This window comes from Streptomyces marokkonensis (assembly GCF_039539045.1).
GTDB classification, from domain to species: domain Bacteria; phylum Actinomycetota; class Actinomycetes; order Streptomycetales; family Streptomycetaceae; genus Streptomyces; species Streptomyces marokkonensis.
This window is the reverse complement of the sequence record NZ_BAABCQ010000089.1, coordinates 1-24,173: the sequence shown is the minus strand read 5'-3', so window position 1 is coordinate 24,173 and position 24,173 is coordinate 1. Positions and strand designations below refer to the sequence as shown.

Genomic DNA, 24,173 nt, shown 5'->3' with positions numbered 1-24,173 from the left:
CTGCCCAGTCCCCCCGGCCCAAGCGGCGAACGTCACACCATCGGGTCGCCGCCCACCCTGGATCTTGGCCGGAACTCGCCGTCGCTCCTCTTACGACACGCTCTGCGCCAGCGCCGTCACCAGTACCGGCGTCACCTGCTCCACCTGCCAGGGCCGGGCCCCGTGTCCGGCGAGGGCGGCGGCCACGGACTCCGTGTCGGCCGGCGCCGGCGGCTCCCAGCAGACCCTGCGCACCGTGTCCGGAGTGATCAGGTTCTCCTGCGGCATGTTCAGCCGTTCGGCCAGCGCCGTCACCGCCGTCCGCGCGGCGGTGAGCCGGGCCGCGGCGGCCGGGTCCTTGTCGGCCCAGGCCCGGGGCGGCGGAGGGCCGGTCACCGGCTGACCGGGCTGGGGCAGCTGCGACTCGGACAGGCCCCTGGCCCGGTCCACCGCCACCTGCCACTGCTCCACCTGCCGGCGGTTCACGCGTCCGAACCCGTTCAGCGCGGCCAGCGCGTGCGCGTTGACCGGCAGCGCGAGCGCCGCCTCGACGATGGCCGCGTCGCCGAGCACCTTGCCGGGGGAGACGTCCCGGCGCTGCGCGATGCGGTCCCGGGTCTGCCACAGCTCCCGTACGACGGCGAGCTGACGGCGCCGGCGCACCTTGTGCATGCCGGACGTACGGCGCCACGGATCCTTGCGGGGCTCGGGCGGCGGGGCGGAGGCGATCGCGTCGAACTCCTGCCGGGCCCACTCCAGCTTGCCCTGCCGGTCCAGCTCCTTCTCCAGCGCGTCGCGCAGGTCGACGAGGAGCTCGACGTCGAGCGCGGCGTAGCGCAGCCACGGTTCGGGCAGCGGGCGTGTCGACCAGTCGACGGCCGAGTGGCCCTTCTCCAGGACGAAGCCCAGAACGTTCTCCACCATCGCGCCGAGGCCGACCCGGGGGAACCCGGCGAGCCGCCCGGCCAGCTCGGTGTCGAAGATGCGGGTGGGCACCATCCCTATTTCCCGCAGGCACGGCAGGTCCTGGGTGGCCGCGTGCAGCACCCACTCCGCGTCGGAGATCGCCGCGCCAAGGCCGGACAGGTCCGGGCAGGCCACCGGGTCGATCAGCGCGCTGCCCGCGCCCTCGCGGCGCAGCTGCACCAGGTACGCGCGCTGGCCGTAGCGGTAGCCGGAGGCGCGCTCGGCGTCGACGGCGACGGGGCCGCGGCCGGCCGCGAAGGCGGCGGTCACCTCGGAGAGGGCGGCCGCGTCGGCGATCACCTGCGGAATGCCCTCGCGTGGTTCGAGCAAGGGGGTCGGCGCCTGACTCGCAGAAGATCCGGCATCGTCCGGAGGGGCGCCTCCGGTGGTTCGCAGTGGACGGTCTGCTGCGGTTTCGTGGGCGTCGGTCACCTGTCAAGGGTATCGGTGGATCGACGGCGCCCGCCGACGGAACGTTCCGTCGGCGGGCATCGGGGGGTCGTAAACCAGTCAGCTCAGCGACAGACCGGCTTCACAGAGGGACGGGAGGGGGAGGGAAGGGGAGGGAAGGTGGGGGAGAAGAGGTGGGGGCGGAGAGGTGTGTGGCGGCGAATCAGGGGGGAGAGAAGTGGGGGAGAGGAAGGTATGAGCGGCCGGGGGCCGGGGCGGTCAGTGGATGATCCCCGTGCGCAGGGCCACGGCGACCATTCCGGCGCGGTCGCCGGTGCCGAGCTTGCGGGCGATGCGGGCCAGGTGGCTCTTGACGGTCAGGGCGGACAGGCCCATCGAGACGCCGATCGCCTTGTTCGACTGGCCTTCCGCGACCAGTCGCAGTACCTCCACCTCGCGGCCGGAGAGCTCGCGGTAGCCGCCCGGGTGGCTCGGGGCACCCGGGGGGCGGCGGTGCAGGCGGGCGGCGGCGGCGCCGATGGGGGCGGCGCCCGGCCGGGTGGGGAGCCCGACGTTGGTACGGGTGCCGGTGACGACGTAGCCCTTGACGCCGCCGGCGAGGGCGTTGCGTACGGCGCCGATGTCGTCGGCGGCGGAGAGTGCGAGGCCGTTGGGCCAGCCCGCGGCGCGGGTCTCCGACAGCAGGGTCAGGCCGGAGCCGTCGGGGAGATGGACGTCTGCGACACAGATGTCGCGGGGGTTGCCGATGCGGGGACGAGCCTCCGCGACGGACGAGGCCTCGATGACATCGCGCACACCGAGCGCCCACAGATGGCGGGTGACGGTGGAACGGACGCGCGGGTCGGCCACGACCACCATGGCGGTCGGCTTGTTCGGGCGGTAGGCGACCAGGCTTGCAGGCTGCTCGAGGAGAACGGACACCAGGCCTCCTGGGGTGCGGGACGGGGCCGGCTCTTGGGGATGAAGCCGGGACGAACCGTGCTTTCAAGGTCACAGTCGTCTTCGGCACCGAACCCGTCCGCCTTTAGAGAATGATCACGATCTGGTGAGTAACAATCCGAGCAATTCGGACACGCGGTCGATCATTCGAAGACCGAACGGTTTCACACTTTGTCGATACGGGGCCGAAAGTGGCCGTGTCGACAAAGTGACGGAACGTTTCCCGGGTCGCACGGGGCCCAGGTGTGAAGAGTGAGGGACGGGGTGGGTGGGGTGGACAGGTGAGGGAGAGACAGGCCTAGCGCGACTGCGGGCCGCGTCGCTGCGGCAGCGTGACGATCGACGCGTCACCCGGCGCGGCCGGCGGCAGCCCCGCGACCTGAGCCAGCAGATCGCACCACGAGGCGAGGTGCGTCGCCGTGTCCGGGACGCCGCCCAGGCCCTCACGCGGCGTCCAGGACGCCCGGATCTCGATCTGCGAGGCGGACGGTCGTTCCGACAGGCCCCCGAAGTAGTGGGAGCTCGCGCGTGTGACCGTGCCACTGGGCTCACCGTAGGTCAGCCCGCGGGCCTGCAGCGCGCCGGTGAGCCAGGACCAGCACACGTCGGGCAGCAGCGGATCGGCGGCCATCTCCGGCTCCAGTTCGGCACGCACCAGCGTCACCAGCCGGAAGGTGCCCCGCCAGGCATCGTGCCCGTCCGGGTCGTGCAGCAGCACGAGCCGCCCGTCCGCGAGATCGTCGTCGCCGTCGACGACGGCGGCCTCCAGCGCGTGCGCGTACGGGGCGAGCCGCTTCGGTGGCGGCACCGCCTCCACTTCGATCTGCGGCCGCAGCCGCGCGGTCCTGAGCGCCTCGACGGCCGCCGTGAAGGCCGGCGGCGCCGTACTTCCCGTATGCCGGGCCTCCCTCTCGGTACCCTTCGGTTCGTCCATTCCGCCAGCGCCGTCCGACAGTCGTCCCTGAGCCGCAGCCATGCGGGGAAGGTTAAGGGGAACGGCGCCCCGGTGCAGGGAGAGACACCCGCGTGCGGGCGCGATGTCCGGATCATGCGGTGTCGCGCGGCCTCGCGTGAGCGCCCCCACACTCCCCGCGCGCGGTCGCACCCCGTGTTCGGGCGCCGTCGCGACGACATGCGAGACTTGCCGGTGTGAGTGCCAACCAGAGCCCCGCGGGCAAGCAGCCGACCGCCACGTACGACTCCGCGTTCCTCAGGGCGTGCAGGCGTGAGCCGGTGCCGCACACCCCCGTGTGGTTCATGCGGCAGGCCGGACGCTCACTGCCGGAGTACCTGAAGGTGCGCGAGGGCATCCCGATGCTCGAGTCCTGCATGCGGCCCGAACTGGTCGCCGAGATCACCCTTCAGCCGGTGCGCCGGCACGGCGTGGACGCGGCGATCTACTTCAGCGACATCGTGGTCCCGCTCAAGGCGATCGGCATCGACCTCGACATCAAGCCGGGCGTCGGCCCGGTCGTCGCGAACCCGATCCGCACCCGCGCGGACCTGGCGCGGCTGCGCGACCTCACCCCCGAGGACGTCTCCTACGTCACCGAGGCGTACGGCCTGCTCACCCGTGAGCTCGGCGCCACCCCGCTGATCGGCTTCGCGGGCGCGCCGTTCACCCTCGCGAGCTACCTCGTGGAGGGCGGCCCGTCCCGCAACCACGAGCACACCAAGGCGCTCATGTACGGCGACCCGCAGCTGTGGGCCGACCTCCTGGACCGGCTCGCCGACATCACGGCCGCCTTCCTCAAGGTGCAGATCGAGGCGGGCGCGAGCGCGGTCCAGCTCTTCGACTCCTGGGTCGGCGCGCTCTCGCCCGCGGACTACCGCCGCTCGGTGATGCCCGCCTCGAGCAAGGTCTTCGAGGCCGTCGCCGGGTACGGGGTGCCGCGCATCCACTTCGGCGTCGGCACCGGTGAGCTCCTCGGCCTCATGGGTGAGGCCGGCGCGGACGTCGTCGGCGTCGACTGGCGCGTCCCGATGGACGAGGCCGCCCGCCGTGTCGGCCCCGGCAAGGCACTCCAGGGCAACCTGGACCCCGCCGTCCTCTTCTCCACCCGGCAGGCGGTCGAGAGCAAGACCCGCGAGATCCTGGACGCGGCGGCGGACCTGGACGGCCACATCTTCAACCTCGGCCACGGAGTCCTGCCCACCACCGACCCGGACGCGCTGACCCGCCTCGTGGAGCACGTCCACACCCGGACCGCGCGCTGACCCGTCTCGGCGGCTCGCGGGAACTCCCACTCGCGTTCGGCCGGTTGGTGATGTCGAGGAGTAACGCGTAAGGCGGGTCCCGGCGCCAGGACGGCCTGTACGCTCCTCTCCGCCCGAGAGGCTTCTCGCCCCCGGGACCGGTACCGACGCGTCGTGGTGTCGCGCGGCGGCGACCAGAGGCCTTCGGACCGTCCGCACATCCGGTGACCGGCGGCTGTCCGGCTTCACCGAGGCAGGTCCTGGGGTCGTTGCCGGCGGCGGGCACCGTGGGGCTGCCGGCAGGGCTCTCCGTACCGCTCCTCGGGCCGGGCGTTCAGGCCTGCCGCTCCACCGCCCTCGCCGCCTTGCGCGCGGCGACCAGCACGGGGTCCCACACCGGTGAGAAGGGCGGCGCGTAGCCCAGGTCCAGGGCCGTCATCCGCTCCACCGTCATTCCGGCCGTGAGGGCCACCGCGGCGACGTCGACCCGCTTGCCCGCGCCCTCGCGGCCGACGATCTGGACGCCGAGCAGCCGTCCGGTGCGCCGCTCGGCGAGCATCTTCACCGTCATGGGGGAGGCACCCGGGTAGTAACCGGCGCGGCTGGTGGACTCGATGGTGACCGTCACGAACCGCAGCCCCGCCCGCAGCGCGTCCTTCTCGCGCAGTCCGGTCCGTGCGATCTCCAGGTCGCAAACCTTGCTGACCGCCGTGCCGACCACGCCCGGGAAGGTGGCGTAGCCGCCGCCCGCGTTGGTGCCGATGACCTGGCCGTGCTTGTTGGCGTGGGTGCCCAGCGGGATGTGCCGCTGCTGCCCGGAGACCAGGTCGAGCACCTCCACGCAGTCGCCGCCGGCCCAGATGTTCTCGTGCCCGCGCACCCGCATGCCCAGGTCGGTCAGCAGCCCGCCGTGGGTGCCGATCGGCAGACCGGCGGCCTTCGCGAGCGCGGTCTCGGGGCGTACGCCGATGCCGAGCACCACCACGTCCGCCGGGAACTCGGCGTCCTCGGTGGCCACCGCCCGCACCCGGCCGTCGTCCCCCGTCAGCACCTTGGTGACCTCGGCGCCGTTCACCATGGTGATGCCGAGACCCTGCATCGCCTCGTGCACCATGCGGCCCATGTCCGGGTCGAGGGTGGACATCGGCTCCCGGCCGCGGTTGACGACCGTCACCTCGTAGCCGCGGTTGATGAGCGCCTCGGCCATCTCCACGCCGATGTATCCCGCGCCGACGACCACCGCGCGACGGCCACGGGTGCGGGCCAGCGTGTCGAGCAGCGCCTGCCCGTCGTCGAGCGTCTGCACCCCGTGCACGCCGGGCGCGTCGACACCCGGCAGCTCCGGACGGATCGGGCGGGCGCCGGTACCGATCACGAGCTTGTCGTACGACGTCCAGGACTCCGCCCCGGAATCGACGTCACGCGCGCGTACCCGCCCACCGGCGACGTCGATCTCCGTGACCTCGGTGCGCATCCGCAGGTCGATGCCGCGTGCGCGGTGCTCCTCGGGCGTCCGAGCGATCAGCTGGTCCCGGTCGCCGACGTCACCACCGACCCAGTACGGGATGCCGCACGCCGAGAAGGAGCTGAAGTGGCCGCGTTCGAACGCCACGATCTCCAGCTCGTCCGGGCCCTTCAGCCGGCGTGCCTGTGACGCCGCGGACATCCCCGCGGCGTCACCGCCGATCACGACCAGTCGCTCTGTGGCCCGTCCGGTCCCGCTCGTCCCGCTCGCAGCACTCATGTTCATGCGAACACGCTACGGGGACGGGGCATTTCAGTCCTGCCCACCGGGCTGGTGACGTCCTGCGCCTTCGCACTGCGTTCGAGGAGTTTCCCGGCGCCCTCCAGCTCCTCGAGCACCTCCTCGTAGCGCTCCACGGGTACGCGCAGCACGACCTTGGTCCGCTCGTGGCCCTCCTCGTCCCGGTCGGTGGTCTCGTCACCGACGTAGCCGCCGGCGTTCTCGGTCGCGGCGCGGGCCGCGTCGAGGGCCTTCGGGGCGTCCTCGACCCGCACCGTCAGGGAGGCGGTGCGGATGACGTGGGCCGGGGCGAGCTCCGGTGGCGCGGTCGCCTTCGCGCCGTCGGCCTCGCCGCCCGCGGCACCGGCCCGGTCCCGGGCACGGCCGTCCGCCCGGGAGTCCTCCTGGGGCGCGATGGCATCCTTGGCGCTGCCGGCCGAGTCGGAGTCACCGCCCGCCTCGCTGCAGCCGGTGAGGGCGAGGGCCGTGGCCAGGAACAGACCGGCCAGGGCGCGGGCGGACGACGCGGGACGTCGTGCCGGTCGTGGTGCTGATCGCCGTACGTGCATGGTGGGTACCCCCGAGAGTCGTGACGACGGACGCTCCTTCGACGCGGAGAGGGGCGCGAACGTTGGCGCGGAACGGTCCCGAAGCGGTCACGGTCCGGACTCGCGGGGCCTCTCCGGGGCCTTTCCGGAGCTTCTTCCGGGCCTCTTGGGGCCTCCTCTTCGGGACCTCCGGCGTCGGCGCGGGGGCCGACCGGCCCGGCGGCGGTGTCGGTGCCGTCTGAGACGCTGGGGACATGTGCGCAAGTGAGAGCCCCGCGGGCGAGAATCCCGCGGAAACGGGGCATGTCGTCGTCATCGGAGCAGGCATCGCCGGACTGGCCGCCGCCCACCGGCTGCTGCAGCGCGGCGCGCGGGTGACCGTGCTGGAGGCGTCGGACCGCGTCGGCGGCAAGCTGCTGCCCGGCGAGATCGCCGGAGTACGCGTCGACCTCGGCGCCGAGTCGGTGCTGGCCCGCCGTCCCGAGGCCGTCGGCCTGGCACGCGAGGTGGGTCTCGCCGACCGCCTCCAGCCACCGTCCACCGCGTCGGCCTCCCTCTGGACCCGCGGCGCCCTGCGCCCCATGCCCAAGGGACACGTCATGGGCGTCCCCGGCACCGCCGCCGCCCTGGCCGGCGTCCTCTCCGAGGAGGGCCTCGCCCGCATCGAGCGGGACGCCGAACTGCCCCGCACCGAGGTCGGTGACGACGTGGCGGTGGGGGAGTACGTGGCGGAGCGCCTCGGCCGCGAGGTCGTCGACCGCCTCGTCGAACCACTGCTGGGCGGCGTCTACGCGGGCGACGCGTACCGCATCTCCCTGCGTTCGGCGGTGCCCCAGCTCTTCGAGGCCGCCCGAACCCACACCTCCCTCACCGAGGCGGTACGCGCCCTCCAGGGCCGGACGGCCACCTCCCCGGCCGGCGGCCCGGTCTTCATGGGCATCGAGGGCGGCATCGGCACCCTCCCGCCCGCGGTCGCGGAGTCGGTGCGCGCGCGGGGCGGCGAGATCGTCACCCACGCGCCCGTGACACAACTGCGCCGATCCGCGCGGGACGGCTGGCGGATTGTCGCCGGCGACCGGCAGCTGCGTGCCGACGCGGTCGTCGTCGCAGTCCCCGCCCGCCCCGCCGCCGAGCTGCTGCGCGCCGAGGCGCCCGCCGCCGCGGCCGAGCTGACCGCCGTCGAGTACGCCTCCATGGCCCTGGTCTCCCTCGCCTACCGCCGCTCCGACGCCGCCGCGCTCCCCGAGGGCAGCGGCTTCCTCGTGCCGCCGGTCGACGGGCGCACCATCAAGGCGGCCACCTTCGCCTCCCGCAAGTGGGGCTGGATCGCCGACGAGGACCCGGACCTCGTGGTCCTGCGCACCTCCGTCGGACGGTACGGCGAGACGGAGATCCTGGGCCGCGACGACGCGGGCCTCGTCGCCGTCTCCCGGCACGACCTGGGCGAGGCCACCGGCCTCACCGCCGAGCCCGTCGCCACCCGCGTCACCCGCTGGCAGGACGGCCTGCCCCAGTACCCCGTCGGCCACCACGCGCGCGTGGCCCGCGTCCGCGAACACGTCGCGAGGCTCCCGGGCCTCGCGGTGTGCGGCGCGGCCTACGACGGCGTCGGTGTCCCGGCGAGCATCGCGAGCGCGTACGCGGCCGTGGACCAGCTCCAGGGCGACCCGCGCGGTGTGGAGCGACTCACCGCGCACCCGGTGCAAAGCCTGCACGGCGGAGCGGGAGAATAGGGCCATGAGTGACGACGCCACCACCGCTGCCGACCGGACCCCCAACAAGGGCAAGCTGGCCAAGGACCTCAACGAGGTCATCCGCTACACCCTCTGGTCCGTCTTCAAGCTCAAGGACGTGCTGCCCGAGGACCGTGCGGGCTACGCCGACGAGGTCCAGGAGCTGTTCGACCAGCTCGCCGCCAAGGACGTGACGATCCGCGGCACCTACGACGTGTCCGGACTGCGCGCCGACGCCGATCTCATGATCTGGTGGCACGCCGAGACCGCCGACCAGCTCCAGGAGGCGTACAACCTCTTCCGCCGCACGAGGCTGGGCCGCGCTCTGGAGCCGGTCTGGTCGAACATGGCGCTGCACCGCCCGGCCGAGTTCAACCGCTCGCACATCCCGGCCTTCCTCGCCGACGAGCAGCCCCGGAACTACGTCAGCGTCTACCCGTTCGTGCGCTCGTACGACTGGTACCTGCTGCCCGACGAGGACCGCCGCCGCATGCTCGCCGACCACGGCAAGATGGCCCGCGGCTTCCCGGACGTGCGCGCCAACACGGTGCCCGCGTTCTCCCTCGGCGACTACGAGTGGGTCCTCGCCTTCGAGGCCGACGAACTGCACCGCATCGTCGACCTCATGCGCCACCTGCGCGGCTCCGAGGCCCGGATGCACGTCCGCGAGGAGGTCCCGTTCTACACGGGGCGCCGCAAGGACATCGGTGAGTTGGTGGCCGGGCTCGCCTGATCAGGCCGCCGGGTCCCCGGCCGACCCGTCGCCGGTTCCGAGGCCGACCCGGTCTGCGGCCCGGCTGCGGACCTCGGTTCCGGTTCCGGGCGCGGTCCTCGGTTCCGGTTCCGGGCGCGGGGCGCACGACACGTCCCGCGCCGGAAGGCGTCCGTCCAGCAGGTACGCCTCCAGGTGGGCGTTGACGCAGGCGTTCGGGCCGGCGGCGATGCCGTGCGTGCCGGCGCCCCGCTCGGTCACCAGCACCGAGCCCGACAGCCGCCCGCGCAGCTCCAGCGCGCCGCCGTACGGAGTGGCCGCGTCGCGCTCGGCCGCCAGGATCAGCGTCGGCGGCAGCTCGCCCGGCCCGGTGCGCACGTCGAGGGGGGTCTGCCGGGGCGCCTGCCAGAAGGCGCACGGCAGGTTCGTCCACACGTTGTCCCACGTCTCGAACGGCGCCCGGCGCGCCAGCCGCGTGTTGTCCCGGTCCCAGACCGCGAAGTCCGTGGGCCAGGGCGCGTCGTTGCACTCGACGGCCGTGTACACGGCGCCGGCGTTCTCCGCCTCCACGGCCCCCTCCTCGGTCCGCGTCCCCGCCTGGTCGATCAGCGGCTGCGGATCCCCCTTCAGATAGGCCGACAGCGCCTCGGCGCGGTGCGGCCAGTAGTCGTCGTAGTACCCGGCCCGTAGGAACGCCCCCTGCAACTGCGCCGGCCCGACGGTGCCGCCCGCGGCCTCGGCCGGGAAGCGAGCGCTCGCCTCCTCGTAACTGTGCTGCACCTTCGCCGCCGTGTCCCCGAGCCCGTACACGGTGTCGTGCCCGGCCATCCACACCTTGAAGTCCGTCCAGCGGTGCTCGAACGCCGCCGACTGGCCGAGGTTGTTGCGGTACCAGACCTGCTCGGGGTCCGGGTTCACGGCTGAGTCGAACACCATCCGCCGCACGCGCGAGGGGAACAGCTCGGCGTACAGCGCGCCGAGGTAAGTGCCGTAGGACGCGCCCATGAACGTGAGCTGCCGCTCGCCCAGCGCGGCCCGTACGACCTCCAGGTCACGGGCGTTGTTGAGGGAGTGGTAGTGCCGAAGCGAGTCCCCGGCCCGTTCGGCGCAGCCGCGCGCGTACGCCTCGGCCTCGGCGGCACGTTCCTTCTTGTACGCGTCCGAGGGCCGGGTCGGGGCCGGCCGGGGCCCCCTGAAGAAGTTCCCGGGGTCCTGGCAGGACAAGGGCGCGGAGGGCGCGACCCCGCGTGGGGCGTATCCGACGAGGTCGTACGCCGCCGCGATCCGCTTCCATTCGGGCACCAGGCCGACCAGCGGGAAGTGCAGTCCCGAGGCCCCCGGGCCGCCCGGGTTGTAGAGCAGCGCGCCCTGCCCGGGCACCTCGCGCCCGGGGTCGTCCGGGTCCTTGTGGGTGGCCCGCACCCGGCTGACGGTGAGCCGGATCCGTTTCCCGTCGGGGTGCGCGTAGTCCAGGGGGACGGTGACCGTGCCGCAGCGCATGCTGCCCGGCAGGTCCTCCGCCTCGGGGCACCTGCCGAACTCGATGCCGGCCGCCGCCGCCCGCTCGGCGGCCACGGCGGTGCCGCGCGCCTCGGCGGTCCCGGGACCGCCCGGAGCCCCCTGGGCCGGGGCGGCGGCGAGGGTGGTCAGCAGCAAGGACCCGGCGGCCGAGTAGAGGGCGGCAGCTCGCATCGCGTATCCCTTCGGTGCACGGCGTGACACAAGGGATGTTTGGTGCGGCGGCCGGGCAGGGCAAGCACCGCCCGCGGGTGTCGGCGCCGAGTGCCTCCGTACGCCCCCGGTCCGTCGGCCCCCGGCATGCCTCGTCAACACCGTAGGCCCTGTCAGGCCCGGCGCTCCCAGTGCTCCTCGGAGTACTCCTCGCGGTGGGCGAAGGCCGCCCGCAGGTCCGGTTCGCCGATCGCGTGGACGCCGCGTACGGCGACCGAGGTGAGGTACGTACGGTCGTCCGCCGAGCCGTCGGCGTTCCGGACGAGGGCACTGATCAGCCGCTGCCCGGCCGGGGACGCCCAGCGCGAGTACGGGTGGACCTCCATCCGCGTGATCGCGAGGCACCCCAGGGTCAGGGTGAGGGGCAGCGCGAACCACAGGGCGATCAGCAGGCGCGGCTGGTCCGCGGGAAGCGGCACCGCCAGGGCGGCGGCGCCCAGCGCGCACACGGCCACCGCGGCGAACCGCACCCGCCGGACCCCGGCCGCGATGCCGGCGGCGCCGTCCGGCACGGCGAGACCCGCGCCCACCAGCCGGTCGGCCAGGCCCCGCACCGCGTCGGCGGTGGCCGCGGCGGCCCGTACCGGCGCTATCCGGGACTGCCCCTGCGGTCCTATCGCCCCTATGACCGACCGTTCCATCTCGTCCCGTCCACACGGGTCGACGACGGTCGCCCAGCCGGTGTGCGCGAGCAGCAGCCGGCGCTGACGCGCCATGGAGACCAGCGTCAGGTCGGCGACCCTCCGGGGGCCGCCGGAGAGGAACGCCGCCTCGTACAACGTCAGCGCGTGCTCACGGCCCACGGCGTGCGGGTCGACGGCAGCGGCGCGTACGGCGGCCAGACACAGCCGCAGACACGCCAGGCCGGCGACGGCCCAGGCCGACAGGAGCAGAAGGACCCAGAACATGCCGTACTTCTATGCCAAAGGCTTTCACCGGCGCCATGCCCTGTTCACATTTCGGGACGCAGTGTTGTGGGTATGTGACGTTCCGTTTGGTGATGTCCCGGCGAGGACGTGTCCGGTTCAGCGGCGCAGCAGAACACGCCTGGTCGCACGGGCCCACCGAGTCCCGGCACGCTCCGATCGCGGCACCGGTCCCGACCGGTCCAGCCACCACTCCCGCAACTCGCGCCGCGCGTCGGCGTCCTGCGGACGGCCGTCGCGCATCAGGTGCTCGACGAAGTCGAGGGCGTCCCGCCGGTAGCCACCCGCCATCGGACGCCGACGGGCGTAGGCGAGGAAGGCCGGCCGGTACCCCGCGCCGAGGATCACCGGCAGTTCGGGCGCGACCTTCGCGACCACGTCCGCCCGCTTCCCGGCGAGCGCCCGCGCCTGCACTCCCAGCCGTACCCGGTCGAACCCCTCGGGCGCGGGCGTCCCGGCGACCAGCGCGGACAGCAGCGCGGCCTGCGCGAGGCCGAGCCGCTGCCGTACGGCGTCACCGGCACCGGCACCGTCACCGGACCCGGCACGCGTGAAGCGCGGCACCACCGCTCCGGCGGCGGCGGGCACCGTCCCCGCCGCCCGTCCCTGCTCCACGGCGGTGCGGATCGCCTCCACCTCCGCCCCGAGCTCCTGGGCCCCGGGGAAGTTCTCGTCACGCTCCAGCAGCACGCCCGGTGGCGTCACGCGCGAGGCCAGGTCGGTGAGGATGTCGAGCACCGGTCGCGGGACGGGGTGGGCGTGGCTGTCGTGCCAGACCCCGTCGCGTTCGAGCCCGCCCGCGACGTGGACGTAGGCGATGGCCTCCAGCGGCAGTTCGGCGAGCGCCTCGGCCGGGTCCTCACCGCGATTGACGTGGTTGGTGTGCAGGTTCGCCACGTCGATCAGCAGCCGCACCCCCGTCCGGTCGGCCAGCTCGTACAGGAACTGCCCCTCCGTCATCTCCTCGTCGTCCGGCCAGGAGATGAGCGCCGCGATGTTCTCCACGGCGAGCGGCACGGGCAGCGCGTCCTGTGCGATGCGCACGTTCTCGCACAGCACGTCGAGGGCGTCGCGGGTGCGCGGCACCGGCAGCAGGTGCCCCGCCTCCAGGAGCGGGGAGGCGGTCAGCGGCCCGCCCGCCCGGACGAACGCGATGTGCTCGGTGACCAACGGCGACCCCAGAACCTGAGCCCGTTCGGCCAGCGCCGCCAGCCGCCCCGTGTCCGGCCGCTCGGCACCGCCGAGCCCGAGTGAGACACCGTGCGGCACGACGGTCACCCCGCGCTCGCGCAGCCGCAGCAACGAGTCGGGCAGGTGCCCGGGGCAGAGGTTCTCGGACACGGCCTCGACCCAGTCGATGCCGGGCATCCGCTCAACGGCGTCCGCGATCTCCGGACGCCATCCGATACCGGTTCCCAGCCGTCCCAGCCGTCCCAGTCGTCCCATGGCCACGTCCCCCTTCTGTGCGCATGCCGGGGATATCGCCCGCCCGGCCCGGACCGAACCCCGGGCAGGGCATGTTCAGAGCAGTATCTGAGGTTCGCGCCGCCGATAGGCTCCGCCCATGGCGACGCACGAGAACGAGATCACCGAGCCCGTCGACCTCTGCCTGCCCGACGGCAGGCTCGATCCGGCTGCCGTCGGCTGGTCCAGGGTGCCGCTGCATCGCGCGAACCTCCGTGGCTGGGGCCGCACCAAGCGGTGGGAGCACTGGTGCGTGACGACGCCCACCCACCTGGTGGCGCTGACCGTCAGTGACCTCGACTTTCTCGCACTGAACTCCCTCTACCTGCTGGAGTACGGGCCGACGGGACTCGAGTTCGAGCGTGCCGCGGTGGTCCCGGCCGGCCGTGGCGTCCGCCTCCCGGACACCGTCGCCGGCGCCCCGGGTGCCGAGGGCGTCGTCGTGGGCCCCGAGCGGCCGACCGGCGGCAAGGTGCGCGTGGAGATCCGCGACGAGGACGGCGGTACGCGGTTGAAGGCCCGCTGCCTCACTCCGGACCGGCTGCCCGTGGAGGTCGACCTCCTGGTCGAGCGCCCCGAGGGGCACGAGTCGCTCTCGGTCGTGGTGCCGTGGAGTGAACGGCGTTTCCAGTACACGTCCAAGCAGACCGCGCTCCCCGCCACCGGCGGGGTCAGGATCGGCACCGAGGTCCTGGGTTTCGGCGGGGACGGCGGTGAGGCCTGGGCCGTGCTGGACCACGGCCGGGGCCGCTGGCCACGTACGGTCGACTGGAACTGGGGCGCGGCCTCCGGGCGCACGGACGGGCACACGGTGGGCCTCCAGTTCGGCGGGCGCTGGACGGTGGGCACCGGGTCGACCGAGAACGGGCTGTGCGTGGACGGCCGGCTCACCAAGATCGGCGAGGAGCTGGACTGGCGCTGGTCCCCCTCGGACCTGCTGGCGCCCTGGACCATCCGTACGCCCTCGTCCGACCAGGTGGACCTCAGGTTCACGCCGTTTCACAATCGCTCCGCGCACACGAACGCCGGCCTGATCGTCAACCGCACCGACCAGCGCTTCGGCCACTACGACGGCCGGATCCGCACCGACGACGGCATCGAGATCACCGTGGAGCGGCTCCTGGGCTGGGCCGAGGACGTCCACATGCGCTGGTGACGGCACCGTCGCGGCGCGGTGCGCCCGCACCGTGACCAGGCCGGCCCGGGCCTCACCGCAGCGCCGGATGGTCCGCCACCACCGTGCACGATCCCGGCGCGATCTCCGTGTACCCGGCGTCGCGCACCACAGGCAGGCCGCCGGCGGTGAGGCCGGCCCAGCGGGCCGGGTCGGCGGTGCGGACCGCCAGCGGGAAGCCCGCGTCGCGCCACACCGCCCGCTCGGCGTCCGACAGCTCCCACCAGGCGAGCTGCGCGCCGTGTCCGGCCTGGGCCATCGCCTTGCCGGCCGACATGTCCAGGTCCGGGTTCATCCAGAGCACCGGCGCGCAGGAGTCGGCGTCGGCCGGCGGTTCCGGGTCGTCGAGGTCGGTGCCGGAGACCTGGAGGCGGGCCAGGTCCTTGGGCCAGCCGTCCAGCGGGACCGGCGGGAAGACCCGTACCTCGGCCGTCTTCCCGGTGACCGTGATGCCGGGCAGCGCCTCGGCCCGCCGCCACTCGGCGCCGCGCGCCCGCCGTACGACCTTGCGGATGCGCGCGTCCTGCCAGTCCCGCATCGCCCGCGCCCACTCGCCCTCGCCGGCCGACCGCTCGTCGCCGAGCATCACCAGCACTGCCCGGGCGGCGGTCTCCAGCGCGTCGGTACGGGGCGGTGGCGCCGCCCGCTCCACGCGTACGACCAACGGCAGCACGAACTGCGGCGCTAGGTCGCGGTCGCCGGGCTCGGGGCGGAAGGGACTGTCCGGATCGGACGCACTCTCAAGGACGGACGCACCGTCAAGGACGGACGCACCGTCAAGGACGGGCGGACTGTCGGGGACGGGGGTCGTCGGATCTTTGCTCACGCCCACCAGTCTGCCAAGCCACGCGCGCGACGCGAGAGGATGACCCCATGCAACGCGAGCTGCGACTGGACGGCGTCGGCCGTAGGTACGGTATCCGCGGGCCCTGGGTACTGCGCGGCATCGACCTGGGCGTGACGCCCGGCACCCTCGTCCGTGTCGAGGGCACCAACGGCAGCGGAAAGTCGACCCTGCTGCGCCTGCTCGCCGGGATCGACGCCCCCACCGAGGGCCGGGTCACCGGCCGGCCGCGCACGGCCTACGTCCCCGAGCGCTTCCCGCCCGCCCTGCCCTTCACCGCAGCCGCCTACCTCACCCACCTCGGCACCGTGCACGGGTTGTCCCGCCGAGCGGCGGCCCGCGCGGCCGGTCAGTGGCTGGAGAGGCTGGGGGTTGCCGCACACGCCTCCACGCCCCTGGCCCGGCTGTCCAAGGGCAGCAGTCAGAAGGTGGCTGTGGCGCAGGCCCTGCTCGCCGAACCGGAGCTGCTCGTGCTCGACGAGGCCTGGACCGGGCTCGACGCCGACGCGCGGGGCGAGTTGGAACGGGCGGTCGCCGAGCGGACGGCGTCCGGCGGTGCCGTCGTCTTCGTCGACCACGACCCGCGCCGCCTGGCCGACGCGCGGGGCGCCACGTATACCGTGCGCGACGGCGCCCTGCACCGCCGTACCGAACACCTCGGGGTACCGGACGGGCCGCGCGTCGTCGTCCGGGTGCAGGGACCGCCCGGCGACGTCCTGCCCGCCGGCGCGCTGCGGATCGCGGCCGCCGAGGAGGATCGCCCCGGCTCCTACTCCCTCACCGTCCCCGCCTCCCACTCCGACGTCCTGCTGCGTACGCTCCTGACCGCCGGGACGCGCTGGCACGTGGTGAGCGTGCATGCCCAGGAAGGCCCGCGATGACCGCCCTGCTCCGCTACCAGGCCGCCCTCCTGCTGCGCTCCCGGCGCTGGCTCCCGCCCGTCATCCTGTACGCCGCCGCCCTCGGCATCGGTGTGCGGGGCGGGCAGCCGGTACTCGACTCGCTGGGGTGGGCGGCGGCCGTGCTGCTGCCGGTCGCCGCCTGGCTGGTGCGGATCTGTGTCACGGGCGAGCCGCCGGCCGCCCGGGGATGTGTGTCGGCGGCACGCGGACCCGCGCGTGCCCACCTGGCCGGTCTGCTGGCGGCGCTCGCCGCCGCGGTCGTACTGGGTGCGGCGGCCACCGTCGTCGTGACGTTGATCAGCGACCCGGTGAGCACGGACCACGACACACGCGTGTCCCCGCTCGCGGCGGGCGGCGCCGGACTGCTCGCCGCGCTGGTGTGCGCCCTGCTCGGCACCGCCGTCGGCGCCCTCACCGCCTGGCCACTGCTGCGCTCGCCCGGCCGCGCGGTACCCGCGCTGCTGCTCGCGGCGCTCCTGGCGCTGGTGTCGTCGGGCTCCCCGGCGCGCGCGGCGGTCAGCGGCCTGGTCACCGGGTCGAAGTCGGGCACGGTGCCGCTGCCGCTGCTCCCGCTGGCCGTGGCGGTCGTCATCGCCGCGGCCGCGACCGCGGCGGCCTGTGCGCTCAGCTCGCGCAGATCAGCCTGAGCAGGCCGTGCGCTGGGCCTCCTGCCACTCGCAGACCGGGCAGAAGGTGATGCCCTTGTACGACTCGGGGTACTCCGTCGGCTCCCGGCACAGCACGCACTCGGCATACGGCGGACCGTCGGCCTTGGGCGGCCGGGTCGCGTCGATCAGACAGTAGTCGTCGGGACCGGGATCGTCGTCGCTGCTCATCTCTCCAGCGTAGGCCCGTCAGCGGCGGTCGTCCGAGGCACCGATCAGCTCGGAGACCTTCACGAAGCGGTAGCCCCGGCGGCGCAGCTCGGGCACGACCGTCCGCACCACCTCTTCGGTCACCGGGGCGGCGCTGCGGGTGCAGTGCATGACGACGACCGAACCCGGCCGTACCCCGTCCAGCACCTGCCGGGCCACCGCGTCCGCGTCCGTCGCGAACGCGTCCCCGCTCACCACGTCCCACTGCACCGCGGTGACGCCCGTGGTGGCCAGCTCCTCGAGCGCCGCCCTGTCGTGACAGCCGCCGGGGAAACGGAAGTACGGCATGGCGTCCCGCACCCCGGCCTTCTCGAACGCCGCGTAGGCCCGCTCCACGTCCGATCGCATCCGCTCCTTCGGCACGGTCGGCAGGCCGTGGCAGTCGTCGGTGTAGGCGTAGTGGCTGTAGGAGTGGTTCGCGACCTCGAACAGGGGGTCCCGGCCGATGAACCTGGCCTGGTCCGGGTACTGCTCGGCCCACCGGCCGGTCATGAACACCGTGGCCGGCACCTTCAGCCTCCGCAGGGTCGCGATCAGCCGGGGATTGTCGAACCGTTCGCCCGCCGCCGCCCGCGGCCCCTGGTCGGCGGTCATGTCGGCGTCGAAGGTGAGGGCGACCGTCTTCTCCCGGGCGCGCGGTCCGTGCTCGAAGACGGGGGTCAGGCCGGCGGGGCCGGGGGCGAGCGTCGGAGGCCCGGGCGGTGCCGGCCTCGACGGGACGGCGGAGGACGCGGTCGGCGCCGGGCGGGGGGCGCGCGGGGCCTCGGTGGCGGTCCCGCAGGCGGCGAGGGTGGCGCCCAGGGTGCCCAGGACGGCTGCCCGTCGTACGAGAGTGATCACCGTACGAACGTATGAGTGTCCTGTTCGGAATGTACGGCTATGGGATGTGACGTGCCTGAGCGGTCACCCTCACGGCTCAGAACGGGGTTCCGGTCAGATGTCCCGCTGCTCCAGCGGCTTCGTCGCCGGGCCCTGGATCACCTTGCCGTCCGTGCCGAAGCGGGAACCGTGGCAGGGGCACTCCCAGGCGCGCTCCGCCGCGTTGAAGTCGACCAGGCAGCCGAGGTGGGTGCAGCGGGGCGAGACGGCGTGCAGCGCGCCGGCCTCGTCCCGGTAGACCGCCAGCCGGTCACCGCCCGCCCGCACGACGGCCCCCTCGCCCGGCGGCAGGGAGTCCACCGGCGGTGCGGGCCGCAACCGGTCGCCGACGAAGTGGCGCGCGACCTCGGCCTGCGTCTTGAGGAACGCCGGCGCCTCACGCACCGCCGTGCGCAGCCGCCGCGGGTCGTACAGCTCGCTCCACGCGCACTCCTCGCCGGTGATCTGCGCGGTGAGCAGCCGGCCCGCCATCATGCCGCCGCTCAGCCCCCAGCCGCCGAAGCCCGTGGCGACGTACGTGTGGTGCGCGCCGGGGTGCAGCGGGCCCACCATCGGCACGGTGTCCGTGGGGTCGATGTCCTGTGTGGCCCAGGCGTACGTGAGGCCGACGCCGGGGAAGTGCTCGCCGGCCCAGGCGGACAGGCGGTCGAACCGCTCCCGGGTGTCGCCCGTGCCGGGCGTGAAATGCTCCCCGGTGACGACCAGCAGCCGGCGGCCCGCGTCGTCGCCCGCACCGTCCAGGGGGGCCGTACGGACCGAGCGGGTGTTCTCGTCCGGAGTGATGTACATGCCGTCGACGTCGCGGTCCGCCTCGATGCTCCCGGCGACGACCAGTTCGCGGCGCGGGGAGAGACGGGCGAAGAGGAGGGCCCGGTCGAAGATCGGGTAGTGGGTGGCGACCACCACGTCCCGGGCGGTCACCGTCGCGCCCTCCCCGGTCGACACGCGGCACGGCTCGCCCTCGTCCAGGCCGTGCACGGTGGTGTTCTCGAAGATCCGCCCGCCGTGCGTCTCCAGGTCGTCGGCGAGGGCCAGCAGGTACCTGCGCGGATGGAACTGGGCCTGCCCGGTGACCTTCACCGCGCCCGCGACCGGGAACGGCAGCCCCGTCTCCGTCACGAACGACGCCGGCAACCCCGCCTCCTTCGCGGCGGCAGCCTCGGCCCGCAGCTCGTCCACGCGGCCCGCGTCGCAGACATAGGTGTACGCGCTGCGGGTCTCCCAGTCGCAGTCGATGCCCAGCTCGGCCACGATCTCGGCGGCGCGCTCGATCGCCTCGGTCTGCGAGCGGGCGTACAGGCGGGCGCCCTCGGGGCCCCGGGTGCGGCGTAGCTTGTCGTAGACGAGGGTGTGCTGGGCGGTGAGCTTGGCGCTGGTGTGCCCGGTGACGCCGGCGGCGACCCGCCCCGCCTCCAGCACCGCCACACTGCGCCCGGCCCGCGCCAGTTCCCAGGCCGCGCTGAGACCGGCGACGCCGGCGCCGATCACGGCGACGTCGACGTCGAGGTCCTCCGCGAGGGCGGGGCGGGGCGGACCGCCCGGTGCTGTCTGAAGCCAGTACGAGCGGTTGACCCGCGCTTTCTCCGTCATGCGGCGTCGAGTACCCAGGAGGGACGGCTTCAGTGACCGGCGGTGGGCCCACCGCTTCCAGGCGCGGGCGCCCACCGTCCCCCAGGTGTGTCCCCGGTCGTCACCCGCGCCAGGGGCCCGTCACCGCGAAGGTCGTCCCGGGCGTGTAGCAGTTGACGTACATGGTGTCGCCGGCGGGGGAGAAGGCGACCCCGGCGAACTCGCCCCATTCCGGGTCGTCCGGCGTCCCGATGTTCTGGGCGCCGCGGGCCATCTCGTACACCTCGCCGCGCCTGGTCACGCCGTAGACGTGCTGGGCGCCGTTGCCGTCCTCGCAGACCATGAGGCCGCCGCTGGGGGCCAGACAGATGTTGTCGGGGGACTCGCCGGGAAGCTGCACGTCGGTGTCCGGACCGAAGACGATCACCAGGGTCAGCCGGCGCCGCTCGGGGTCGTAGCGCCAGATCTGGCCGTAGTGGTCGCCCGCCGAGCCCTCGTCGCTGTGTGCGAAGGACGACACGAAGTACACGCTGCGCCCGCCCCAGTAGCAGCCTTCCAGCTTCTGCGCGTGGGTGATGCCGCCCCGGCCGAAGTCCTGGTGCCGGATGGGTGTTTTGGTGGCCAGCGGGTCGGGTACGTCCACCCACTCGACGCCGTCGAAGCAGGCGCCCGTCTCCTGGATCGAGGACAGGTCGGGCACGCCGGGCACCCGCATCGCCTGGAGGCGGCCCCCTGCCCGCAATGAGCCCGTACCACCCAGCGGCTTCTCGGGCAGGAACCGGTAGAAGAGACCGAACGGCCGCTCGAAGGCATCCTCCGTCTCGTACACGATGCCCCGTCGCGGATCCACGGCGACCGCTTCGTGCTGGAAGCGGCCCATCGCGGTCAGCGGCACCGCGCCGGTGCGGTGCGGGTCGGCCGGATCGACCTCGAAGATGAACCCGTGGTCCTTGGTGTAGCCGTTGGTGCCGGCCTTGTCCTCGGTCTCCTCGCAGGTCAGCCACGTGTCCCACGGGGTGGGCCCGCCCGCGCAGTTCACCGCCGTTCCGGCGACCGCCACCCGCTCGTCGCGGACGTGGCCCCGGGAGTCCAGGGTCAGGGTCGTACAGCCGCCCTTGCCCTCCGGGTCGTACGTCAGTCCCTCGATGGTGGGGACGGGTACCGCCGCGTTGGCGCGGTTCTCGTGGTTGCGCACGAGGTGCACGCCGCCGTGGCGGCCGCCGTGACGGTCCCCGTGGCGGCCTCCGGAACGCGTGGCGAAGGCCGCCATGCCGTCGTGGTTGGACGGGACCGGGCCCTCGCCGGAGCGCAGTTCGTCGCCCTCGCGGGACAGCACCCGGTAGCGGAATCCTCTGGGCAGGTCGAGCAGGCCGTCGGGGTCGGGGACCAGGGGACCGTAGCCGGTGTGGCCCGGGGACTGCGCGGCGGCGGTGCCGGCGAAGAGTTCGGAGAGGGATCCGGTGAAGGCGATGCCTGCGCCGAGGGCTCCTGTGCGGGCGAGTACCTGGCGTCGGGTTGCGGACATGGGGCGACCTTCCTGCTGGCGGACAGGACTGCGACCCGCCGTGTCTATCATCTGCTGGTAATACCGGGAACCACGCGTGTAGCTCGTGTCACTGGCCGGTGGCCACTGGTCGCCGGCCGCTGGTCGTTGGTCACGGGCAGCTGGTCGCCGGCCGCTGGTCGTTGGTCACTTGTCACCGGTCGCTGGGCCGTGAGCTCTCGTCACGGCATGCCGGACGCCCGGCCCGAGGCCGTGCCCCGGACCGGGCGCCGTCACCGGCGGATCGTCCGCACGGGCGGACCCTCCACCGGTGAGACCACACGGGCGGGACTACACGGCCGCCGTCGCCGGCTCGGTGACCTTCACCGGGTCCGTGCCGGTGGCGCTGTGCCGCTCGGCCCAGTTCTCCAGGGCGGTGCGGCAGGCGTGGTCCAGGTGGTGCAGCCCGGACAGGTCCAGCTCGACCGGGCGGTCCTGCGGCAGCGCCTCCAGGCTCTCCAGGATCTTCGGCAGTCGGAGGAAGGTCGCGTTGCCCGACAGGTGTGCCTGGACGGGACCGGCGCCCTTGTCGACGATCTCCAGTTTGAGGTGGGACGCCTCCCAGGCGGTCTTGGCCACGGACAGGGCCAGACCGATCAGCACGCCCTCGAACATGTTCACCGCGACGATCGACACGGCCGTGACCACCAGGATCAGCGCCTCGCCCCGGTGTCCCCGCCACAGCGACACGATGCCGCGGAACGGGATCAGCTTCCAGCCCGCGTGGATCAGGATGCCGGCCAGCGCGGGCAGCGGGATCAGCGCCAGCGCGGACGGCAGCAGCGCGGCGAACAGCAACAGCCACACACCGTGCAGCACCCGGGACGCCTTGGTCCGCGCGCCCGCGCCGACGTTGGCGGAGCTGCGCACGATGACCGCGGTCATCGGCAGCGCGCCGAGCATGCCGCACACCGTGTTGCCCGCGCCCTGGGCCATCAGCTCCTTGTTGTACTCGGTGCGCGGGCCGTCGTGCAGCCGGTCCACCGCGGCGGCGCTGAACAGGCTCTCCGCCGAGGCGATCAGGGTGAAGGCGACGATCGTGCCGAGGACGCCCACGTCCACCAGCTCGCCGAAGGCGTCGGTGCCGGGCGGCTGGACGGAGTCCAGCAGGCCGTTCACCTCGACGGTCGCCACCGACAGTCCGAAGAGCGCCGTGACCGCGGTGGCCAGGCCGACCGCGGCCAGCGCGCCCGGCACGGTCCGTACCCGCTTCGGCAGCCGCTTCCACAGCACCAGCACCGCGATGGTGCCGGCGCCGAGGGCGAGCGAGGTGAGCGCTTCGGTGCTGTCCAGCGCGTCGGCGGCGGCCCCGGGCAGCCCGGTGAGCTTGTCGAGCCCGGACGCGGGCGCCTGGAGCCCGGCCGCCGAGTACAGCTGGCCGGCGATGAGCACGAGGCCGATACCGGCCAGCATGCCCTCGACGACCGACAGGGAGATCGCCCGGAACCAGCGCCCCAGCCTCAGGGCGCCCATCGCGAGCTGGATCAGACCGGCGGCCAGCACGATCACGCCGAGTGCGGGCAGCCCGTACGCGTCGACCGCGCTGAAGACCAGCACGGTCAGGCCGGCGGCCGGACCGGACACCTGGAGGCTGCTGCCCGGCAGGAATCCGGTGACGAGGCCGCCCACGATGCCGGTGACGAGGCCGAGTTCGGCCGGCACACCGGAGGCGACGGCGACGCCCACGCACAACGGGAGGGCAACCAGGAACACGACGAGCGAGGCGGTGAAGTCCTGCCGCAGATGGGGGAACTTCCGGGAGTTCCCGGATATGGCGTTCCGAGCGTTCACGCCGGCGCTCACAGCGTCTCGAACGTGTCGGTGTCCGCGTGGTGTTCGCGTACGACGCCGGTGTGGACCTCGTAGTACCAGCCGTGCGTGCGCAGCCGGCCGTCCGTCAGCCGACGTTCGACACACGGGTAGGAGCGCAGCCGCAGCAGCTGTGCCAGGACGTGGTGCTGCACGGCCTCGGCGACCGTCGGGTCGGCGGGGTCGCACGGCTTCGGCGCGTCAGCGGCCTGCGCCAGCCAGTCGCGCACGGCGGGTACGGCGGTCAGGTCGTCGCCGCGCACCAGCGCGCCGACGGCGCCGCAGTGCGAGTGGCCGCAGACCACGATGTCGGTGACGCCGAGGACCTCGACGGCGTACTCGATCGTGGCGGCCTCGCCACAGGGGCGCTCGCCGCCGTAGGGCGGGACGATGTTGCCCGCGGTGCGCAGTTCGAAGAGCTGGCCGGGCCGGGCGCCCGTGATCAGGGCCGGTACTACCCGGGAGTCGGAGCAGGTGATGAACAGGACTTCGGGCGACTGGCCTTCGGCGTGCCCGGCGAAGTCCTCGGGGTGCTGTCCGAACATGCGGGCGTTGTCGATGAAGGGCTGCATGATGGGGTGATTCCTCCTGGCGCGCGGTGGGGGCGCGTCGGATGGGCAGGACAACAGAGGTGGGGGTGTCGCGAGCCCTCAGCAGCGGAAGACCTGAAGTGCCGCCGGAGAGTGGTCCGGCGCCGATCTCGGCCGGTGCCCGATCGCACGGGCCAACGTGTCGGGGTCGGGGACCGCAGGGCCGCGCTGCCTCAGGAACGGACGCTCGAGGGCGTCGGGCTGGGGTGCGGTGGGGGTGCGGTGCCGGTCGCGGACGCGCGGGGAACTGGTCGGGTTTTCCGACGGGCCGGCGTCGTGGCAGGTGACGGTCTCGTCGTGCGACGCCGTACCGGAGAGGGTGGTTCCGGGGTGGGCGTTGGCCACGGCGTCACGGCTCGTATGTGCGGATGTGAAGGGTGTGCTGGGTGCGAAGACCACCAGGGCGACCAGGAAGCCGGCGAGGAGCGAGATCACTGTCCGGGCCCTCGTGCCTCGTAACATACGCCCCCCTCCAGGCAGTTCACGCCTGTGGCGTGGGCCGAGGCGTGGTCAGTGCACGGCGAAGCATGGCCAAGGCACTGCCAACGCCTGGTCAATGTGCGGTCAATGCGCGGTCAAGAAACACGTTAACCCTGCGCAGAGCTTTGCAGGGTTAACGTGGAGTTACGAGCTGAAGAG

The 24,173-nt window shown here is 73.4% G+C and carries 21 protein-coding genes and 1 pseudogene; 6 read left to right on the top strand and 16 right to left on the bottom strand.

Features of this window, described 5'->3' with window-relative positions; genetic code table 11:
* Nucleotides 1–90 precede the first annotated feature (90 nt).
* The 3 genes from ABEA26_RS21695 to ABEA26_RS21685 all read right to left on the bottom strand — a co-directional run bounded on the left by ABEA26_RS21695 (nucleotide 91) and on the right by ABEA26_RS21685 (nucleotide 3,271).
* The gene (locus ABEA26_RS21695) at nucleotides 91–1,377 is read right to left on the bottom strand and encodes an HRDC domain-containing protein (protein ID WP_345594607.1); all 1,287 of its coding nucleotides are present in this window, start codon (nucleotides 1,375–1,377) and stop codon (nucleotides 91–93) included.
* 237 nt (nucleotides 1,378–1,614) lie between these two features.
* Nucleotides 1,615–2,277, bottom strand: a complete 663-nt coding sequence (locus tag ABEA26_RS21690; protein WP_003972894.1) for a response regulator transcription factor — start codon at nucleotides 2,275–2,277, stop codon at nucleotides 1,615–1,617.
* A gap of 316 nt (nucleotides 2,278–2,593) precedes the next feature.
* Nucleotides 2,594–3,271 carry a DUF3000 domain-containing protein gene (locus tag ABEA26_RS21685; RefSeq protein WP_345594605.1) on the bottom strand — a complete coding sequence of 226 codons (678 nt, stop codon included), beginning with the start codon at nucleotides 3,269–3,271 and terminating at the stop codon, nucleotides 2,594–2,596.
* A gap of 173 nt (nucleotides 3,272–3,444) precedes the next feature.
* Here ABEA26_RS21685 and hemE point away from each other — a divergent pair, with 173 nt between their 5' ends.
* Entirely contained in the window at nucleotides 3,445–4,512 is a 1,068-nt protein-coding gene (gene hemE, locus ABEA26_RS21680; protein ID WP_345594603.1) for a uroporphyrinogen decarboxylase, read from the top strand.
* Between the two features lie 313 nt (nucleotides 4,513–4,825).
* Here hemE and ABEA26_RS21675 read toward each other — a convergent pair whose 3' ends face one another.
* A complete protein-coding gene (locus tag ABEA26_RS21675; protein WP_345594601.1) occupies nucleotides 4,826–6,241 on the bottom strand; it encodes an FAD-dependent oxidoreductase in 1,416 nt (471 codons plus the stop codon).
* 38 nt (nucleotides 6,242–6,279) lie between these two features.
* Nucleotides 6,280–6,804 (bottom strand): annotated as a pseudogene (locus ABEA26_RS21670) (DUF4349 domain-containing protein); the annotation flags it as partial.
* Nucleotides 6,805–7,037: 233 nt separating this feature from the next.
* Here ABEA26_RS21670 and hemG point away from each other — a divergent pair.
* Together hemG and hemQ are read left to right on the top strand one after the other, a co-directional pair.
* On the top strand, nucleotides 7,038–8,516 hold the full coding sequence (gene hemG / locus ABEA26_RS21665; protein ID WP_345594599.1) for a protoporphyrinogen oxidase: 1,479 nt from the start codon (nucleotides 7,038–7,040) through the stop codon (nucleotides 8,514–8,516).
* A 4-nt stretch (nucleotides 8,517–8,520) separates the two neighbouring features.
* Nucleotides 8,521–9,249: a hydrogen peroxide-dependent heme synthase gene (gene hemQ, locus ABEA26_RS21660; RefSeq protein ID WP_345594597.1), complete on the top strand. Its 729-nt coding sequence runs from the start codon at nucleotides 8,521–8,523 to the stop codon at nucleotides 9,247–9,249.
* On the opposite strand, the gene ABEA26_RS21655 is transcribed toward hemQ, so the two are convergent.
* The 3 genes from ABEA26_RS21655 to ABEA26_RS21645 form a co-directional block, all read right to left on the bottom strand.
* Nucleotides 9,250–10,920: an alpha/beta hydrolase gene (locus tag ABEA26_RS21655; RefSeq protein ID WP_345594595.1), complete on the bottom strand. Its 1,671-nt coding sequence runs from the start codon at nucleotides 10,918–10,920 to the stop codon at nucleotides 9,250–9,252.
* A gap of 152 nt (nucleotides 10,921–11,072) precedes the next feature.
* A complete protein-coding gene (locus tag ABEA26_RS21650) occupies nucleotides 11,073–11,867 on the bottom strand; it encodes a TIGR04222 domain-containing membrane protein (RefSeq protein WP_345594594.1) in 795 nt (264 codons plus the stop codon).
* A 117-nt stretch (nucleotides 11,868–11,984) separates the two neighbouring features.
* The gene (locus ABEA26_RS21645) at nucleotides 11,985–13,313 is read right to left on the bottom strand and encodes an MbnB/TglH/ChrH family RiPP precursor modification enzyme (protein WP_345594619.1); all 1,329 of its coding nucleotides are present in this window, start codon (nucleotides 13,311–13,313) and stop codon (nucleotides 11,985–11,987) included.
* Nucleotides 13,314–13,449: 136 nt separating this feature from the next.
* Here ABEA26_RS21645 and ABEA26_RS21640 point away from each other — a divergent pair, with 136 nt between their 5' ends.
* A complete protein-coding gene (locus tag ABEA26_RS21640; RefSeq protein WP_345594593.1) occupies nucleotides 13,450–14,505 on the top strand; it encodes a DUF2804 domain-containing protein in 1,056 nt (351 codons plus the stop codon).
* A gap of 52 nt (nucleotides 14,506–14,557) precedes the next feature.
* Here ABEA26_RS21640 and ABEA26_RS21635 read toward each other — a convergent pair whose 3' ends face one another.
* Nucleotides 14,558–15,349 (bottom strand): peptidyl-tRNA hydrolase, encoded by a 792-nt coding sequence (locus ABEA26_RS21635; protein ID WP_345594592.1) that lies wholly within the window; start codon nucleotides 15,347–15,349, stop codon nucleotides 14,558–14,560.
* Nucleotides 15,350–15,396: 47 nt separating this feature from the next.
* On the opposite strand from ABEA26_RS21635, the gene ABEA26_RS21630 reads away from it, so the two are divergent.
* A complete protein-coding gene (locus ABEA26_RS21630; protein WP_345594590.1) occupies nucleotides 15,397–16,248 on the top strand; it encodes an ABC transporter ATP-binding protein in 852 nt (283 codons plus the stop codon).
* On the top strand, nucleotides 16,245–16,916 hold the full coding sequence (locus ABEA26_RS21625) for an ABC transporter (RefSeq protein WP_345594588.1): 672 nt from the start codon (nucleotides 16,245–16,247) through the stop codon (nucleotides 16,914–16,916). Before ABEA26_RS21630 ends, ABEA26_RS21625 begins: the two co-directional genes overlap by 4 nt.
* Here ABEA26_RS21625 and ABEA26_RS21620 read toward each other — a convergent pair.
* The 7 genes from ABEA26_RS21620 to ABEA26_RS21590 form a co-directional block, all read right to left on the bottom strand.
* Nucleotides 16,908–17,105 (bottom strand): hypothetical protein, encoded by a 198-nt coding sequence (locus ABEA26_RS21620; protein ID WP_345594586.1) that lies wholly within the window; start codon nucleotides 17,103–17,105, stop codon nucleotides 16,908–16,910. The two genes, ABEA26_RS21625 and ABEA26_RS21620, sit on opposite strands and share 9 nt — an antisense overlap.
* Before the next feature lie 18 nt (nucleotides 17,106–17,123).
* Complete coding sequence (locus ABEA26_RS21615) at nucleotides 17,124–17,984, bottom strand: polysaccharide deacetylase family protein (RefSeq protein ID WP_345594585.1); 861 nt, start codon at nucleotides 17,982–17,984, stop codon at nucleotides 17,124–17,126.
* Nucleotides 17,985–18,077: 93 nt separating this feature from the next.
* Nucleotides 18,078–19,613 carry an FAD-dependent oxidoreductase gene (locus tag ABEA26_RS21610; protein ID WP_345594583.1) on the bottom strand — a complete coding sequence of 512 codons (1,536 nt, stop codon included), beginning with the start codon at nucleotides 19,611–19,613 and terminating at the stop codon, nucleotides 18,078–18,080.
* Nucleotides 19,614–19,713: 100 nt separating this feature from the next.
* Nucleotides 19,714–21,117: an alkaline phosphatase PhoX gene (locus ABEA26_RS21605; protein WP_345594581.1), complete on the bottom strand. Its 1,404-nt coding sequence runs from the start codon at nucleotides 21,115–21,117 to the stop codon at nucleotides 19,714–19,716.
* Between the two features lie 309 nt (nucleotides 21,118–21,426).
* On the bottom strand, nucleotides 21,427–22,908 hold the full coding sequence (locus ABEA26_RS21600) for a SulP family inorganic anion transporter (protein WP_425587877.1): 1,482 nt from the start codon (nucleotides 22,906–22,908) through the stop codon (nucleotides 21,427–21,429).
* A gap of 26 nt (nucleotides 22,909–22,934) precedes the next feature.
* The gene (locus tag ABEA26_RS21595) at nucleotides 22,935–23,516 is read right to left on the bottom strand and encodes a carbonic anhydrase (protein WP_345594577.1); all 582 of its coding nucleotides are present in this window, start codon (nucleotides 23,514–23,516) and stop codon (nucleotides 22,935–22,937) included.
* A 78-nt stretch (nucleotides 23,517–23,594) separates the two neighbouring features.
* Nucleotides 23,595–23,969 (bottom strand): hypothetical protein, encoded by a 375-nt coding sequence (locus tag ABEA26_RS21590; protein WP_345594575.1) that lies wholly within the window; start codon nucleotides 23,967–23,969, stop codon nucleotides 23,595–23,597.
* Nucleotides 23,970–24,173 lie beyond the last annotated feature (204 nt).

Excerpts from the sequence above, each read along its gene's own strand:
- ABEA26_RS21625 (WP_345594588.1), top strand. The coding sequence starts at position 16,245 with ATGACCGCCCTGCTCCGCTACCAGGCCGCCCTCCTGCTGCGCTCCCGG.
- ABEA26_RS21685 (WP_345594605.1), bottom strand. The coding sequence starts at position 3,271 with ATGGCTGCGGCTCAGGGACGACTGTCGGACGGCGCTGGCGGAATGGAC.
- ABEA26_RS21655 (WP_345594595.1), bottom strand. The coding sequence starts at position 10,920 with ATGCGAGCTGCCGCCCTCTACTCGGCCGCCGGGTCCTTGCTGCTGACC.
- hemG (WP_345594599.1), top strand. The coding sequence starts at position 7,038 with ATGTGCGCAAGTGAGAGCCCCGCGGGCGAGAATCCCGCGGAAACGGGG.
- ABEA26_RS21605 (WP_345594581.1), bottom strand. The coding sequence starts at position 21,117 with ATGTCCGCAACCCGACGCCAGGTACTCGCCCGCACAGGAGCCCTCGGC.
- ABEA26_RS21675 (WP_345594601.1), bottom strand. The coding sequence starts at position 6,241 with ATGAACATGAGTGCTGCGAGCGGGACGAGCGGGACCGGACGGGCCACA.
- ABEA26_RS21610 (WP_345594583.1), bottom strand. The coding sequence starts at position 19,613 with ATGACGGAGAAAGCGCGGGTCAACCGCTCGTACTGGCTTCAGACAGCA.
- ABEA26_RS21595 (WP_345594577.1), bottom strand. The coding sequence starts at position 23,516 with ATGCAGCCCTTCATCGACAACGCCCGCATGTTCGGACAGCACCCCGAG.
- ABEA26_RS21640 (WP_345594593.1), top strand. The coding sequence starts at position 13,450 with ATGGCGACGCACGAGAACGAGATCACCGAGCCCGTCGACCTCTGCCTG.
- ABEA26_RS21650 (WP_345594594.1), bottom strand. The coding sequence starts at position 11,867 with ATGTTCTGGGTCCTTCTGCTCCTGTCGGCCTGGGCCGTCGCCGGCCTG.
- hemQ (WP_345594597.1), top strand. The coding sequence starts at position 8,521 with ATGAGTGACGACGCCACCACCGCTGCCGACCGGACCCCCAACAAGGGC.
- ABEA26_RS21620 (WP_345594586.1), bottom strand. The coding sequence starts at position 17,105 with ATGAGCAGCGACGACGATCCCGGTCCCGACGACTACTGTCTGATCGAC.
- ABEA26_RS21630 (WP_345594590.1), top strand. The coding sequence starts at position 15,397 with ATGCAACGCGAGCTGCGACTGGACGGCGTCGGCCGTAGGTACGGTATC.